The sequence below is a fragment of the Halostella limicola genome, from assembly GCF_003675875.1.
GTDB classification, from domain to species: Archaea; Halobacteriota; Halobacteria; order Halobacteriales; family Natronoarchaeaceae; genus Halostella; species Halostella limicola.
Genome location: NZ_RCDI01000007.1, coordinates 1 through 12,332 on the forward strand (window position 1 = coordinate 1; position 12,332 = coordinate 12,332).

Annotated in this window: 15 protein-coding genes; 5 read left to right on the plus strand and 10 right to left on the minus strand. The window is 68.9% G+C overall.

Features of this window, described 5'->3' with window-relative positions:
• Window positions 1-143: 143 nt before the first annotated feature.
• Both D8670_RS19100 and D8670_RS19105 read right to left on the minus strand, forming a co-directional pair.
• On the minus strand, window positions 144-452 hold the full coding sequence (locus D8670_RS19100; RefSeq protein WP_121819722.1) for a HalOD1 output domain-containing protein: 309 nt from the start codon (window positions 450-452) through the stop codon (window positions 144-146).
• Window positions 453-547: 95 nt separating this feature from the next.
• Complete coding sequence (locus D8670_RS19105; protein WP_121819723.1) at window positions 548-2,974, minus strand: PAS domain S-box protein; 2,427 nt, start codon at window positions 2,972-2,974, stop codon at window positions 548-550.
• Between the two features lie 160 nt (window positions 2,975-3,134).
• Between D8670_RS19105 and D8670_RS19110 the strand changes: the two genes are divergently transcribed.
• Window positions 3,135-4,709 (plus strand): PAS domain S-box protein, encoded by a 1,575-nt coding sequence (locus D8670_RS19110; protein WP_162994374.1) that lies wholly within the window; start codon window positions 3,135-3,137, stop codon window positions 4,707-4,709.
• 64 nt (window positions 4,710-4,773) lie between these two features.
• Here D8670_RS19110 and D8670_RS21695 read toward each other — a convergent pair whose 3' ends face one another.
• On the minus strand, window positions 4,774-4,908 hold the full coding sequence (locus D8670_RS21695; protein WP_255459104.1) for a hypothetical protein: 135 nt from the start codon (window positions 4,906-4,908) through the stop codon (window positions 4,774-4,776).
• Between the two features lie 208 nt (window positions 4,909-5,116).
• Between D8670_RS21695 and D8670_RS19115 the strand changes: the two genes are divergently transcribed.
• Window positions 5,117-5,545 (plus strand): universal stress protein, encoded by a 429-nt coding sequence (locus D8670_RS19115; RefSeq protein ID WP_121819725.1) that lies wholly within the window; start codon window positions 5,117-5,119, stop codon window positions 5,543-5,545.
• The gene (locus D8670_RS19120) at window positions 5,542-6,357 is read left to right on the plus strand and encodes a helix-turn-helix domain-containing protein (RefSeq protein ID WP_121819726.1); all 816 of its coding nucleotides are present in this window, start codon (window positions 5,542-5,544) and stop codon (window positions 6,355-6,357) included. The genes D8670_RS19115 and D8670_RS19120 overlap by 4 nt, the downstream gene beginning before the upstream one ends.
• A 40-nt stretch (window positions 6,358-6,397) precedes the next feature.
• Here D8670_RS19120 and D8670_RS19125 read toward each other — a convergent pair whose 3' ends face one another.
• Entirely contained in the window at window positions 6,398-6,760 is a 363-nt protein-coding gene (locus D8670_RS19125; protein WP_121819727.1) for a DUF5789 family protein, read from the minus strand.
• A gap of 190 nt (window positions 6,761-6,950) precedes the next feature.
• Between D8670_RS19125 and D8670_RS19130 the strand changes: the two genes are divergently transcribed.
• Both D8670_RS19130 and D8670_RS19135 read left to right on the plus strand, forming a co-directional pair.
• Window positions 6,951-7,628 carry an NADH-quinone oxidoreductase subunit B gene (locus D8670_RS19130; protein ID WP_233752287.1) on the plus strand — a complete coding sequence of 226 codons (678 nt, stop codon included), beginning with the start codon at window positions 6,951-6,953 and terminating at the stop codon, window positions 7,626-7,628.
• On the plus strand, window positions 7,625-9,292 hold the full coding sequence (locus D8670_RS19135; protein WP_121819729.1) for an NADH-quinone oxidoreductase subunit D: 1,668 nt from the start codon (window positions 7,625-7,627) through the stop codon (window positions 9,290-9,292). The genes D8670_RS19130 and D8670_RS19135 overlap by 4 nt, the downstream gene beginning before the upstream one ends.
• A gap of 30 nt (window positions 9,293-9,322) precedes the next feature.
• On the opposite strand, the gene D8670_RS19140 is transcribed toward D8670_RS19135, so the two are convergent.
• The 6 genes from D8670_RS19140 to D8670_RS21195 form a co-directional block, all read right to left on the minus strand.
• Window positions 9,323-10,033 (minus strand): four-helix bundle copper-binding protein, encoded by a 711-nt coding sequence (locus tag D8670_RS19140; RefSeq protein WP_121819730.1) that lies wholly within the window; start codon window positions 10,031-10,033, stop codon window positions 9,323-9,325.
• A 251-nt stretch (window positions 10,034-10,284) separates the two neighbouring features.
• On the minus strand, window positions 10,285-10,830 hold the full coding sequence (locus tag D8670_RS19145) for a uracil-DNA glycosylase (RefSeq protein WP_121819731.1): 546 nt from the start codon (window positions 10,828-10,830) through the stop codon (window positions 10,285-10,287).
• Window positions 10,827-11,000, minus strand: a complete 174-nt coding sequence (locus D8670_RS19150; RefSeq protein WP_121819732.1) for a YHS domain-containing protein — start codon at window positions 10,998-11,000, stop codon at window positions 10,827-10,829. The genes D8670_RS19145 and D8670_RS19150 overlap by 4 nt, the downstream gene beginning before the upstream one ends.
• A gap of 38 nt (window positions 11,001-11,038) precedes the next feature.
• Window positions 11,039-11,617 carry a DUF7553 family protein gene (locus D8670_RS19155; protein WP_162994375.1) on the minus strand — a complete coding sequence of 193 codons (579 nt, stop codon included), beginning with the start codon at window positions 11,615-11,617 and terminating at the stop codon, window positions 11,039-11,041.
• A 125-nt stretch (window positions 11,618-11,742) separates the two neighbouring features.
• Entirely contained in the window at window positions 11,743-12,120 is a 378-nt protein-coding gene (locus tag D8670_RS19160; RefSeq protein WP_121819734.1) for a hypothetical protein, read from the minus strand.
• 41 nt (window positions 12,121-12,161) lie between these two features.
• Window positions 12,162-12,332: a hypothetical protein gene (locus tag D8670_RS21195; RefSeq protein WP_162994376.1), complete on the minus strand. Its 171-nt coding sequence runs from the start codon at window positions 12,330-12,332 to the stop codon at window positions 12,162-12,164.

Sequence of the window (12,332 nt, forward strand, 5' to 3'; positions counted from 1 at the left end):
ATTGCGTTCCGGGACGAGGGGGAAGCGTTCCGGGACGAGGGGGAAGCGTTCCGGAACGCGGGAGTGGGGTGCCGCTGAACTGGGGTGCCGTGGGAGGGCGTCGGGGGAAGCGGGGCAGGGGAACCGGACGAGACGTCGCCGCCTCAGTCCTGCGAGACCGCGGTCGCGGTCGCGGCGGCCGTCGCGTCGTTGGGGGGTCGAACGACGACGGTGCGGTCGCCGCGAATCACGACGTCGCAGTCCGCGAGCGTGAACGTGAGCCGAGCGTCGAACTGCGGAGAGTCCTCCCCGAACAGGCGCTCCAGCGCGTCCGGGTCGACACTGTCGTAGAGGGGCACGTCGATGTCCATGGGATCTACGCCCTTGGCGTCGGCGACGGCCCAGACGACGGTCTCCGGGAGGGACTCGTTTTCCGCACTGCGTTCGACGGTGGTCGGTAGGTTCACGCTCATGTTCCATCCCTTCGTAGTACATCCGGCCCCATGGGTACCGTGGCTACAGTGATACGGGAGCCGATCGGATCGGGGCTATATGCATAACACGGGGGTCACTCCTCGTCGAAGAGGAGCGTGAGGAGTTTGCGCTCCGCGGCCCGCAGATGCCTGTTGACGGTCGGCTGCGAGACGCCGAGCGTGTCGGCGATCTCCTGCCCGGTCCGCTCGCGGGGCCAGTCGAAGTAGCCACCGTAGAACGCCGCCTCCAGCACCTCGTTCTGCCGGTCGGTGAGCGACGACTCCACCATCGACCGGAACCGACGCCTCGACCGCACCGGCCGGTCGAGTTCGCGGCGGGCGACCGGCGCCGCGTCGTACCGCTGCCGGAGCCACCGGACGAACGAGTCGACGTCGATCGGAGACGGGAGTTCGACGACGAGGCGAAGCCCGTCGCCGTCGGTGGTCCCGTCGCGGGGGAGCGCGTTCCGTTCCAGCAGCTCGCCGAAGAAGCCGTCCTCGTCGAAGACGACCTCGATCCGGACGGAGCCGTCGGACCGGTCGACGACTGACGACCCGCGGACGTCCGCGCGGTCGTCCGTGGCCGCGAGCAGGTCGTCCGCTGCACCGTCGGGCACGAGCACGATCGTCCGGACCCCGTCGTCATCGAGGCAGACGCGCTCGAACTCCAACTCCGTGCCGGCGGCGCCCGCGAGCGCGACGGGCGGGACGTCGTCGCCGACCCTGAGTTCCAGTTCGGTCGACGAGTCGCTTGCGATAGCGCGCCTGCGCTCGACGTTTCCGAGCGCGTACCCGGTTAGGTCGCCGACCGCGCCGAACGCCCGCCGCTCGCGCTCGCCGAACGCGTCCGGTTCGGTCGCGTAGACGACCAGCACGCGGCGGGGAACGTCGTAGCCGCGGATCGGAACGGCGATGACCGAGCGGAACTCGCGTTCCAGCGCGGCCTGCCGCCAGGGATCGAACGGAGGGTCTCCGAGTACGTCGTTCTGCGTCTGCACCGTCCCCTCCTGAAGTGCTCGGCCGGCCGGACCCTGCCCGTGCGGGCTCTCGTCGACGGTTACCGATATCTGCTCCAGGTACCCCTCGCCCTCGCCGGCCGAGACCGTCGGGATCACGTCCTCGGTGGCAGGGTCGTCCTCGCCGACCCAGGCGAACGCGAATGGCTCCGCAGCGGTGATCCGCTCGCAGACGCCGCGGAGGACCTCGCGCTCGGAATCCGCGCTCACGGCGACGTCGACGCTGCCGCCGAGCACGTCGGCGACCGCCGCCGTTCGGTCGAGCGAGGCGGTCCGGGCCTCCAGCGCGGAGGTCCGTTCGCGCAGCGATTCCTCCCGGTCCGCCCGGTCGAGGGCTGCTCGGACGCCCTCGGCGAGGATGCGGACGGTGTCGCGCTCCCGGGGGGTGAAGTCGTCGCCGGTCGCCGTCCAGACGACGACGCCGTGCTTGCCGAGCGGAACGCAGAACCCCCGGAATCCCTCGCCGACCGCGAACTCCGTCGGTTCGTACGTGGCGAACGTCTCCCAGAGCGGGTTCTCGACCGAGTCGCCGAGCAATTCGTCGGAGAGCGCGCCCTCCGGTGATTCCGCGACCGGCCGGAGTTCGCCGCCGCTCTCGTCGTAGAGGGCGACCATCGCCGCGGGCGCGTCGAACTTCGCCTCGGCCGCGTCGACGACCGCCTCGCAGATCTCTGTCCGGGTCTCGGCGGCCGACAGCCCCTGCGTCACCTCCGCGACGGCAGCGAGTTCCCGCTGGTGCTCGACCTGCTCGGTGACGTCGCGGATGATCCCCGTGAAGAGCCGGTCGCCGTCGTACCGGAACTCGCTGAACGAGACGCCGAGTTCGATCGTCGATCCGTCGCGGCGTCGGCCGGGGAGTTCGAGGTAGTCCCAGTTCAACGCTCGCTCCCCCGACCGGAGGTAGCGGTCCATCCCCTCGCGGTGGCGCTCGGCCATCTCGTCGGACATGAGGAGGGAGAGCGATTCGCCGATCAGCTCCTCGGGCGCGTAGCCGAACACCTCCTCGACCGCCGGGTTGACGTACCGGATCTCGCTGTTCGCGTCGATCGTGACGATCGCGTCGGACGCGGCGTCGGCGAGCGCCTGCAGGTGCGCCTCGCTCCGCGTCGCGGCCGTCGCCTCGGCGTCGGCACCGTCGTCCGACGGGCGCTCGTCACCCCGCACCGCGCGTTCGATCGCGTGCACGAGGAGACGGTCGCTCGCCGCGCTCTCCCGGTCGACGAACTCGGCGCTGGCGTCGAACACGTCGTCGACGGCAGCCTCCTCCGCCGCCGCGTAGACGACCGCAGCGACGTCGGGAAAGCGCTCGCGGAGCGCGTCGAGAACGGCCGCGTCCGCGCAGACGAGGCAGTCGATCTCGTCCGGATCGAGGCCGCGCGAGCCGCGGCCGGTCTCGAAGAACTCGATCGAGATGCCCGTGTCGCGGACGGCGTCGGCGACGGCGTCCGCGGTCGCCCCGTCGGCCACGACGGCGACCGACGCGGCGGAGAGGGATTTCCGTCTCATCGGCAGTCGTCCCCCCTCGTACGACAGATCATATAGTCGTCCCCAGTTACATTCAAACTTCTAGCTGTGAAATCGTTAAGCCGCAGATTCCAAAAAGACCTCCACCCAAAGAGTGGGGTATGTGCCGAGGAACCGAATGCCACACAGATGGTCAAACGCGATGAGCGAGCCGAAGTCAGCGGAGCAGGGCGATAGCGCCGTTTCCGTCGCCGAACCCATCGCGGTCAGCGGCGCGGAGACGTACTTCCGCTCCGTCGTCGAGAACACGTCGGACGGCGTCGTCGGCGTCGACGAGAGCGGCGACGTGGTGGTCGCTAACCCGGCGGTCGAGCGGCTGTTCGGCTACGCGCCCGAGGAACTGATCGGCGAACCGGTGACCGCGCTGATGCCCGAACGACTCCAGTCGGACCACGTCGCCGCGTTCGAGCGATACCTGTCGACGGGTGAGCGCACTGTGGACTGGGACTACCTCGAGTTCCCCGGCCAGCACCGAGACGGGCACGAGCTCCAGTTGAGTATCGCGTTCCGAGAGTCGGAACACGGCGGAGAGCGGGTGTTCACCGGGTTCATCCGCGACGTCACCCCGCGGAAGGAGCGGGAACGAGAACTCGAGCGCCAGCGCGACGAGCTGGAGCGGTTGAACCGGATCAACGGCGTGATCCGCGACATTAACCGGAGCCTCGTCGGGGCCGCGGACCGTGACGCGATGCTGACCGCCGTCTGCGAGCACCTGGCCGCCGCCGATCGGTACCGCTCCGCCTGGATCGGCGAGCGGGACCCGGCAACCGACCGTCTCCAGCCGACCGCGTGGGCGGGCATCGAGCTGAGCGAGATCGATCGCGCGTCCGCGTCGGCGGGCGACAGCGACAACCCTGATCCGGTCGCTGCGGCCGCGCGGACGAGAGAGTCGCAGGTGAAGAACGGCGTCGCCGCCGTACCGATCGTCTACGACGGCACGCCTTACGGGGCGTTGGCGATCCGCGGCGAGCAGCCGGGACTGTTCGACGAGCGCGAGCGCAGCGTCCTGACGGAACTCGGCGAGACCGTCGGTTACGCGATCAACGCGCTCGAACAGCGGCGGATGATCATGAGCGACGCGCGCCTGGAGGTCACGCTTCGCGTGAACGACGCCATCGACGAGTGCAACGCGCTCGTCGGCCGCGAGCTGGCCGTCCTTCGGACCGTCGCCGGTAAGGGCGACCGAGTCGTCATCTTCGTCTCGACCGATCCGGACGTCGAGGCGGCCGACCTGACCGCCGCGTTCGGCGACGTCGTCACCGTCGAGAACGTCCGGCGGGTACGCGACGGACTGTTCGAGGTCGTCGCCGAGGACCTGCCGGTGACCCGGGCGCTCTCGGGCCGCGGCGGGCGACTCAGGTCGGCGAGTATCGAGGGAACGAGTATGCACTTCGTCACTGAACTCCCACAGGACGCAGACGTGCGGGCGCTCGTCGAGACGGTCCGAGAGGCGTTCCCTGACACTCGGCTCGTCGCACAGCGGTCGGTAACGAGGGACGAGCGGTCGGTCGAGGAGTTCCGCGCGACCGCGGACGCCGAGGTCACCGAGAAACAGCGGACGGCGCTCGAAGCCGCGTACTTCGGCGGCTACTTCGACAGGCCCCGCGAGAGCACCGGCGAGGAGCTGGCGGCGTCGCTCGGCGTGTCGCCGTCCACCTTCCACCAGCACCTGCAGGCGGGGCTGCGGAAATCGCTCGCGGCGCTGTTCGAGCAGTAAGTGAAGCGATTCGCACATCGAACGGAACTCGGCGCCGTTCGAGTGCGTCGTTGCGTGTAGTCCGCTAGCTTCGACCGACGATCGGCGACTCGCCGCAGTCGATACACACGTACTCGTCGCCGGCCGTCTCGACGATCGGAGCGTTACACTCGACGCACTTCATCTTCGCATTCCGTGCTGCGCGCGGATAGCGTCCCATGTCCATGCAACGTCGGCGGCGAGGTATAAACCGGCGCGACCGTTGCCGTCGGTTGTCCGGCGTTGCGCCGAATAGTACCGCCCTTCGCGGGACACGACGACGCGCTTGCGCCGGGCGCTTGACTAAGACCGCCCTAGGTCGGGGTGAACCGCGCCTTACTCGCGCAACGTCGCCCGAAGTTTAACACCCGGCGTCGTGACCGACGAGTATGTACGACCGAGTGCTACTGCCGACCGACGGGAGCGAGGCCTCCCTGACGGCGGGCGAACACGCGTTCGACATCGCGTCGACGTACGGCGCGGATCTCCACGCGATCTTCGCCGTCGACGAGACGGTGTTCGCCGCCGACGCCTACTCCGGCACCACCCCGGACCAGTACGAGCAGGTGGGGGAAGAGGCAGTCGAAGAGGTGGCGGAGCGCGCCGCCGACCGCGGCGTGGGGCCCGTCACGCGCGAGGTCGTGTACGGGCCGCCCCATCGGGCGATCGCGGACTACGCGGCGGAGAACGACGTGGACCTCGTGGTGATGGGGACGCACGGTCGGAGCGGCGTCGAGCGCTATCTGCTCGGCAGCGTCACCGAAAAAGTCGTCCGGACGGCCGACGCCCCCGTCCTCACGGTGCGCCCGGAAGCATGAGCACGCCGACCATCACCGAGGAGGACGAAGCGATCCTCGACTACCTCGCCGAGAACGCCGCCGGGCGCGCGGACGTCGCCGACGCGGTGGGACTGAGCGACGACGAGACGGCGGACCGCCTCGACGGCCTCGTCGAGGGCGGCCTCGTCCGCGAATCGACGGGCACCTACGAGATCACCGACAGCGGCGAGCGACTGCTCGCCTCGCCCGGCGACGGCACGGCGGACGCCGGGGTCGACACGCCGCCGGCGGTCGGCGAGGCGATAGCCGAGATGGACCTCGCGCCTGACCACGCGGAGGCCCTGGAGGAGGCGTTCGCGTTCCTGCGGCACTGGGGCGCGGCGTCGTCGGCCGAGGTGATCGACGCGGTGTACAGCGAGAACCCCCTCGGCTACGCCTCGGCGGACGACTGGTGGGCGGAGGCGATCCGCGACCCGCTCGCGGAACTGCCCGAGATAGAGCGCGACGGCGACGCGTGGCGCCACGCCGGCGGCGGGGCGGTCGACGACGGCGACGGCCGGCGGGCGTTCACGTCGACCGGTGAGGAGACGTACGGCAGCGTCAAGCACGCGTTCGAATCGCTGGACGTGGACGCGCAACAGCGCGAGGCCGTCACCGCGGTGTTCGAGCACCTGCAGAGCCACGGCGGCGCGTCCGAGGACGAACTGCAAGAACTCGCGCGCGACGCCGCCGATGTGGAGGCGTCCGCGGGCACCTGGTGGCGCGACGCGGTCGCCCCCGTCCTGCGGGAGTTGCCCGGTATCGACCGGGGTGACGGCCGCTGGCAGTACTCCGGAGACCATCCAGAGTAGCTCCGGCGGCGCGTCGGCACGCCCGGTCAGTTCGCCCGAGCTACCGACCCGCTTCCTCGTCGTCGAGGCCCGACAGCGCGCGCTCGTCGTTGTACTCCTCGGCGCCGCTGGCCTCGCCCGTCAGTTCGTTGTACACCGCCTCCCGGACCTCGTCGGCGGACTCGAAGCGCTCGTCGACCAGTCGGTCGAACACGTCGCCGACCGTCTCGGTCTCGTTGGCGAGGTCGATCTCCTCGTCGCCGTACTCCGTCGCCAGTTCCTCGCTCGTCGCGGGATACTTGTACTCGTCGAAGAAGTCGGCCCCCAGGTCGGCCGACATCCGCTCGGCGCTTTTCGCCCGCTCGCGCCGGCGCTCGTTCGCGCGGTCGGTCACCTCGCTGGCGTCCGGCTGGTCGTCCGTCATGGTCGGACGTTCCCGCGTGACGCGGATAAGCCTGAATCCCAGGTCGGTTCCGAGTGGTTGCCAGATGTCGTCGTCGTACTGCACTCGTGCGGTTATCAGTACTATGACACGGCCTAACATACTTCTCTCTGCTCCACTTACGCCACGACACCCTCGGGTGGGGACAATGAGTGATTCTAACGAGCAATACATGGAGAAGCGGTCGCCGGGACGGGGAGCGAGCACGGAAGGGAGCCGACTGGGCAATCGGTTCAACTCGCGGCTGCGTGAGGCGTTCGGCTCGTCGCCGTTCATCCTCACGAAGTTCGACAAGTTCATGAACTGGGTGCGGGGGTCCTCCATGTTCATGCTCCAGTTCGGCATCGCCTGCTGTAGCCTGGAGATGATGCACAGCTACTCGACGAAACACGACCTGGACCGCTTCGGCGCGGGCGTCCCGCGCGCCTCGCCGCGACAGGCCGACGTGATCATCGTGCCGGGGACGATCGTCTCGAAGTTCGCCCCCCGGATGAAGCGCGTCTACGACCAGATGCCCGAGCCGAAGTTCGTCGTCGGCATGGGCAACTGCACGGCCTCGGGCGGCCCGTTCCAGAAGGGGTACAACGTCGTGAAGGGCGCGGAGGAGGTCATCCCGGTCGACATCCAGATCCCGGGGTGTCCGCCGCGACCGGAAGCGCTCATCTACGGCGTCGCCAAGCTGCAGGAGCGCGTCGCCAACGGCGAGTCCGCGCCGGTCGTCGTCAAACCGTACGAACTGGAGCGGTTCGGCGACCTCGACCGCGGCGAGGTCGTCGACGAGCTGTCCGACCGCATCGACGAGGAGACGCTCGTCATGGAGTACAACTGGGTCGAGGGGAACACGCCATGAGCACGCCAGAGGAAGAGAAACGAGAGCTCGAAGCGGGGGCAACGACCGTCGACTACGACGCGATCGAGGACCTGCTCGGCGACCGCGTGCTGGACCGGGAAACCCACAGCAACGCCGAGGCGTTCGTGATCCGGCCCGACGAGGTGCAGGCGGTCCTCGAACTGCTCAGGCGGGAGGCGGGGTTCGACCACCTCTCCTGTCTCACGGCGCAGGAGTACGAGGACCGCTACGAGTCGATCTACCACCTCCGGAAGTACGACGACCCGACCCAGGAGGTGGGCGTCGTCGTGCCGACGCCGCGCGACGATCCGGTCAGCGAGTCCGCGGAGCCGGTGTTCCGGACCGCCGACTGGCACGAGCGCGAGGCGTACGACCTCGTCGGCATCGAGTACGAGGACCACCCGAACCTCCGCCGCATCCTCCTGCCGGAGACGTGGGTCGGCCACCCCCTGAGCAAGGACTACGACCAGCAGCAGCCGCAGGTCGTCACGCTCGAAGAGCACCGGAACCCGCTGGAGGACGACCACCGGGACGAAGAGTCGGATACGATGATGCTGAACATCGGCCCGCACCACCCGGCGACCCACGGCGTCCTCCACCTGGAGACCGTGCTCGACGGCGAGCAGGTTGTCGACGTCAAACCGGACGTCGGCTACCTCCACCGCTGCGAGGAGCAGATGGCCCAGAACGGCCACTACCGCCACGAGATCATGCCGTACCCGGACCGCTGGGACTACTCCTCGCACTACCCCAACGAGCACGCCTACGCGCGGGCGGTCGAGGACCTGGCGGACCTGGAGGTCCCGGAGTACGCGCAGGTACTCCGGACGATGACCTCCGAGTTCGGCCGCATTCTCGGCCACATGCTCGCCGTCGGGACGTTCTGTCTCGACATCTACGGCGACTTCACGGCCATCTTCATGTACTCGATGATGGAGCGGGACCGCGTGTTCGACATCTGCGAGGACCTCGCCGGCGCGCGGATGATGCCGAACTACTTCCGCGTCGGCGGCGTCGCCTGGGACCTGCCGGAGCCCCGCGAGGAGTGGATCGAGAAGGTCCGGAACTACCTCGACGGCCTGCCGGGGCGCCTGGAGGAGCTGCACGACCTCATCTCCGGCAACGAGATCCTGCAGGAGCGGACGGTCAACGTCGGCATCATCGAACCGGAGGTCGCGAAGCAGTACGGCTGTACGGGGCCGGTCGCCCGCGCGTCGGGGATCGACTACGACATCCGCCGGGACGACCCCTACAGCTACTACCCCGAACTCGACTGGAACGTCGTCACCCGCGACGGCTGCGACAACTACGCCCGGACCATCGCCCGCATGGAGGAGGTCGAGGAGTCCGCGAAGATCATCGAGCAGTGCGTCGACCTGCTCGAGGACTGGCCGGAAGAGGAGCGCACCATCCAGAGCAACGTGCCGCGGACGCTGAAGCCGCCGAAGGGCAAGGAGACGTACAAGACCGTGGAGGCGTCGAAGGGCGAGCTCGGCATCTACATGCGCAGCGACGGCACCGCCAAGCCCGCTCGCTTCAAGATCCGGAGCCCCGACTACCACAACCTCCACGCGCTCCCCGAGATGGCGGAGGGCGAGTACGTCCCCGACCTGGTCGCCGCGCTCGGCAGTCTGGACGTCGTCCTCGGCAGCGTCGACCGTTGAAAAAACGAGGAGATCAGCGTCGAGGGCGCGTCACCACTGCTGGGGCTGCTGACCGCCCATCCCCATCTGACCCCCGCCCATCTGCTCCTGCGGCATGGGTTCCATCGGCTGTCCCATGCCGCCCTGCTGGCTCATCTGTCCGCCACCCATCTGGCCGCCGCCCATCTGCCCCTGCCCGGCCGGCGGCATCTCCTGCGCCTGCTCGAACTGCTCGTGGGCGCGGTGGAGCTGCTGCTGGACCTGCTGGATGAGCTGCGGCTGGCCGAACGACTCCAGGAGGTTGTACGTGCTGTCGAGCGCGCGGCGGATCGTCGCCGCCGTCTCCTGACAGTGCGGGTTCTGGTGGCGCTCGATCTCCTGCAGCGCGTCCTCGGCGACCGACGCGAACAGCATCGCCGCTTCGAGGCCGTAGATCGAGTCGCGAGCGATCAGCCGGTCGTTGAGCTCCGCGAGGTCGCCGACGTCCTGACAGACGCGGATACACGTCGACATGTGTGGCCCCTCGTCGATCATGTTGTCGATGCACCATCTGGTGACGTCCGCGACCTTCTCGAAGTCCTCCAGCGCGGCGTGCAGTTCGCCAGTGAGGTCACCGTCGAAGCTCCGGCCCGTCTGCGGGATGAGCTGGGCGTGCTGGCCCTGCCCGCCCATCTGCTGTTGGCCCATGCCGCCCTGCTGGCCCATCTGCCCTGTCATCTGTCCCTGCTGTGCACCCGTCCGAGGAGGTTGTTGTTGCGACATTGGAATCACTCCCAGACGCTGGGATGGTTTCGGTCGTCCCCCGGGAACTCCCGCGGGAGTCACGCGACGCTACGCGGGAGACGTGGATAAACCGGCGCGGTCGTTTCCATAGTTTTGCGTCGGATAACGGGAAATTTCCCCCGACGGCGGCCTCGAACGGCCGTTGGACGGCCGCTGTGTCGGGGTTTCGTCGCTGTCGCCGACGCCGGTTCGGGCCGACAAAGAGACCGTTACTCGGGTGGCCCGATGCGTCATCCGCCGCTCTCGGTGAGCGCCCGCTCCAGGTCCTCGGTGATCTGCGGCAGTTTGCTCCGGTCGTACAGCGCGGCCGCGGGGTGAAACGTCGGCCGGACGAGGCGGCCACCGCGCTCGAACGTCTCGCCGCGGAGGTCGGTTATCGTCTCATCCGTGTCGAGGATCTCCTGAGTCGCGAACGAGCCGAGCGGGACGACGACGTCCGGGTCGACGCGGTCGAGTTCGGCCTCCATCACGGGCCGCCAGGCGTCTATCTCCTCGACGTACGGGTCGCGGTTCTCCGGCGGGCGGACCTTCACCAGGTTCGTGACGTACAGGTCCTCCCGGGCGATCCCGATGTCCTCCAGGATGCGGTCTAACTGCTGACCCGCCTGCCCGACGAACGGTTCGCCCTGCTTCACCTCGTTCCCGCCGGGGGCTTCCCCGACGAGCATCACGTCCGCGTCGAACTCACCGGCGCCCGGGACGAACCGCTCGCGGTCGAAGTGTTCGTCCGGGACCTCGTCGAGAACGGCCGCGAACTCGTCGTCGAACGCGCTCATGCGTACTGGGCGGGGTCGCTCTCGAAGCGCTGCTTGCAGTCCTCGCTGCAGAACCTGTACGTCTCGCCCTCGTATTCGGTCTGCGCGGGGGCGAACTCCGAGCCCCCGTAGTCGGTCTCGGCCGGGTTCTGCGCCTCGACGTCGCGGTCGCAGACGGGACAGGTCGTCATGCCCGCGGTTCGACGGCCGCGCAGTAGAGTCTTTGCCCCTACGCGGTCGGCGCGTCCTCGGCGTCGACGACCGTGACGGTGTAGCCGTCGGCGCCCTCGGGCACCATCGCGGTCACCGAGACGGTCCGCTGGTCGTTCTCGCCGAGTTCGACGGGCGACCCCGTCACCGACTTGAGCTCGTCGCCGTCGTCGAGAAAGCGGACGACGGGCACGACCTCGCGGGGCGCGGCCTCGTTCAGCACGGTCGCCTCGACCGTCGCCTCCTCGTTCCTGACGTCGGCGGGGACCGCGCCCGGCCTCGCGTCGCCGCTCTGGAACTCCGTGTCGATGACCGCCAGGTGCTCGCTCGACTCGCCCATCGCGTGCCGGTAGATCCGGAGTCGGTTGCGGGCCGCGCCGATCCGGCGGGCGGGGTCGCCGTCCAGTTGCTCCTCCAGACGGAGGAGTTCGTTGTCGATCTCGTCGATCATGGCGTCCTGACCGCCCGGGTCCCGCTCGGGCACCTCCTCCAGTCGCTCGATGACGGCGTCGACGTCGTCGTTCACGTCGGCGTCGCTCTCCCGGCGAGCGGTCCGCAGGTCGTCGCGCACGTCTAGCAGCGGCGGAAGCGATGACATGGACGAACGTTCGACGCCGCGCCGGATGGGTCTAGGGGCGCGATCGCGTTCCGGTCCGGGACGCGCCGACGCAGATACGACTGCGCACGTCGGCGGGACCGCTCCCGACCGGGCGTGTCCGGGCTCTACGAGGAGGGGCCGCCGTCGTCCCGAGCGGCCTCCCGCGTCCGCTCGACGTCGACCGCGAACGCGTCGGGCAGTTGCTCGAACGCTTTGAGCGCGATCACGTCGGGGTCGTTCTTGAACGAGCCGTACGCCTCGCCGACCGGTTCGAGGTCGCGCTCGGCCTCCACGTCGTCGAAGTACGACTCCGCGACATCGGCGAGGTAGACGAACTTGCCGTCGTCGCCCGCGCCGAACGACGCGCCGAGCAGGCGGTTAGCGTACGCGGCCGCGCGGACGTGATCCGGCGCGTCCGAGAGATCCCCCTCGTCGGGGTCGCGCTCTAGCGTGAACTCGGGCAGGCCGTCCCAGTCGATCGGCGCGGTTCCTGACGAAGCCATGGATCGTCCGACGGCGCGAGGCTACGAAACGGTACGGGTCGTCACTCCGACTCGTCGTCTGGGTCGTCGTCCGGATCGTCCTCTGTCTCGACGTCGTCCTCGCGGCGTTCGGTCTGCTCGACCGCGTCCATGTCCTCGTCGCCGCCGCCGTACTGGTTCACGTCCTGTTCCTCGTCCTGATCGCCGGCGTCGCTGTCAGTTTCGTCTGCCAT

What these genes read in the sequence shown, in the direction of transcription:
- D8670_RS19110 (WP_162994374.1), top strand. Translation starts at nt 3,135, where the DNA reads ATGAGCGAGCCGAAGTCAGCGGAGCAGGGCGATAGCGCCGTTTCCGTC.
- D8670_RS19150 (WP_121819732.1), bottom strand. Translation starts at nt 11,000, where the DNA reads ATGACGACCTGTCCCGTCTGCGACCGCGACGTCGAGGCGCAGAACCCG.
- D8670_RS19155 (WP_162994375.1), bottom strand. Translation starts at nt 11,617, where the DNA reads ATGTCATCGCTTCCGCCGCTGCTAGACGTGCGCGACGACCTGCGGACC.
- D8670_RS19145 (WP_121819731.1), bottom strand. Translation starts at nt 10,830, where the DNA reads ATGAGCGCGTTCGACGACGAGTTCGCGGCCGTTCTCGACGAGGTCCCG.
- D8670_RS19105 (WP_121819723.1), bottom strand. Translation starts at nt 2,974, where the DNA reads ATGAGACGGAAATCCCTCTCCGCCGCGTCGGTCGCCGTCGTGGCCGAC.
- D8670_RS19115 (WP_121819725.1), top strand. Translation starts at nt 5,117, where the DNA reads ATGTACGACCGAGTGCTACTGCCGACCGACGGGAGCGAGGCCTCCCTG.
- D8670_RS19130 (WP_233752287.1), top strand. Translation starts at nt 6,951, where the DNA reads ATGGAGAAGCGGTCGCCGGGACGGGGAGCGAGCACGGAAGGGAGCCGA.
- D8670_RS21195 (WP_162994376.1), bottom strand. Translation starts at nt 12,332, where the DNA reads ATGGCAGACGAAACTGACAGCGACGCCGGCGATCAGGACGAGGAACAG.
- D8670_RS19120 (WP_121819726.1), top strand. Translation starts at nt 5,542, where the DNA reads ATGAGCACGCCGACCATCACCGAGGAGGACGAAGCGATCCTCGACTAC.
- D8670_RS19140 (WP_121819730.1), bottom strand. Translation starts at nt 10,033, where the DNA reads ATGTCGCAACAACAACCTCCTCGGACGGGTGCACAGCAGGGACAGATG.
- D8670_RS19125 (WP_121819727.1), bottom strand. Translation starts at nt 6,760, where the DNA reads ATGACGGACGACCAGCCGGACGCCAGCGAGGTGACCGACCGCGCGAAC.
- D8670_RS19100 (WP_121819722.1), bottom strand. Translation starts at nt 452, where the DNA reads ATGAGCGTGAACCTACCGACCACCGTCGAACGCAGTGCGGAAAACGAG.
- D8670_RS19160 (WP_121819734.1), bottom strand. Translation starts at nt 12,120, where the DNA reads ATGGCTTCGTCAGGAACCGCGCCGATCGACTGGGACGGCCTGCCCGAG.
- D8670_RS19135 (WP_121819729.1), top strand. Translation starts at nt 7,625, where the DNA reads ATGAGCACGCCAGAGGAAGAGAAACGAGAGCTCGAAGCGGGGGCAACG.
- D8670_RS21695 (WP_255459104.1), bottom strand. Translation starts at nt 4,908, where the DNA reads ATGGGACGCTATCCGCGCGCAGCACGGAATGCGAAGATGAAGTGCGTC.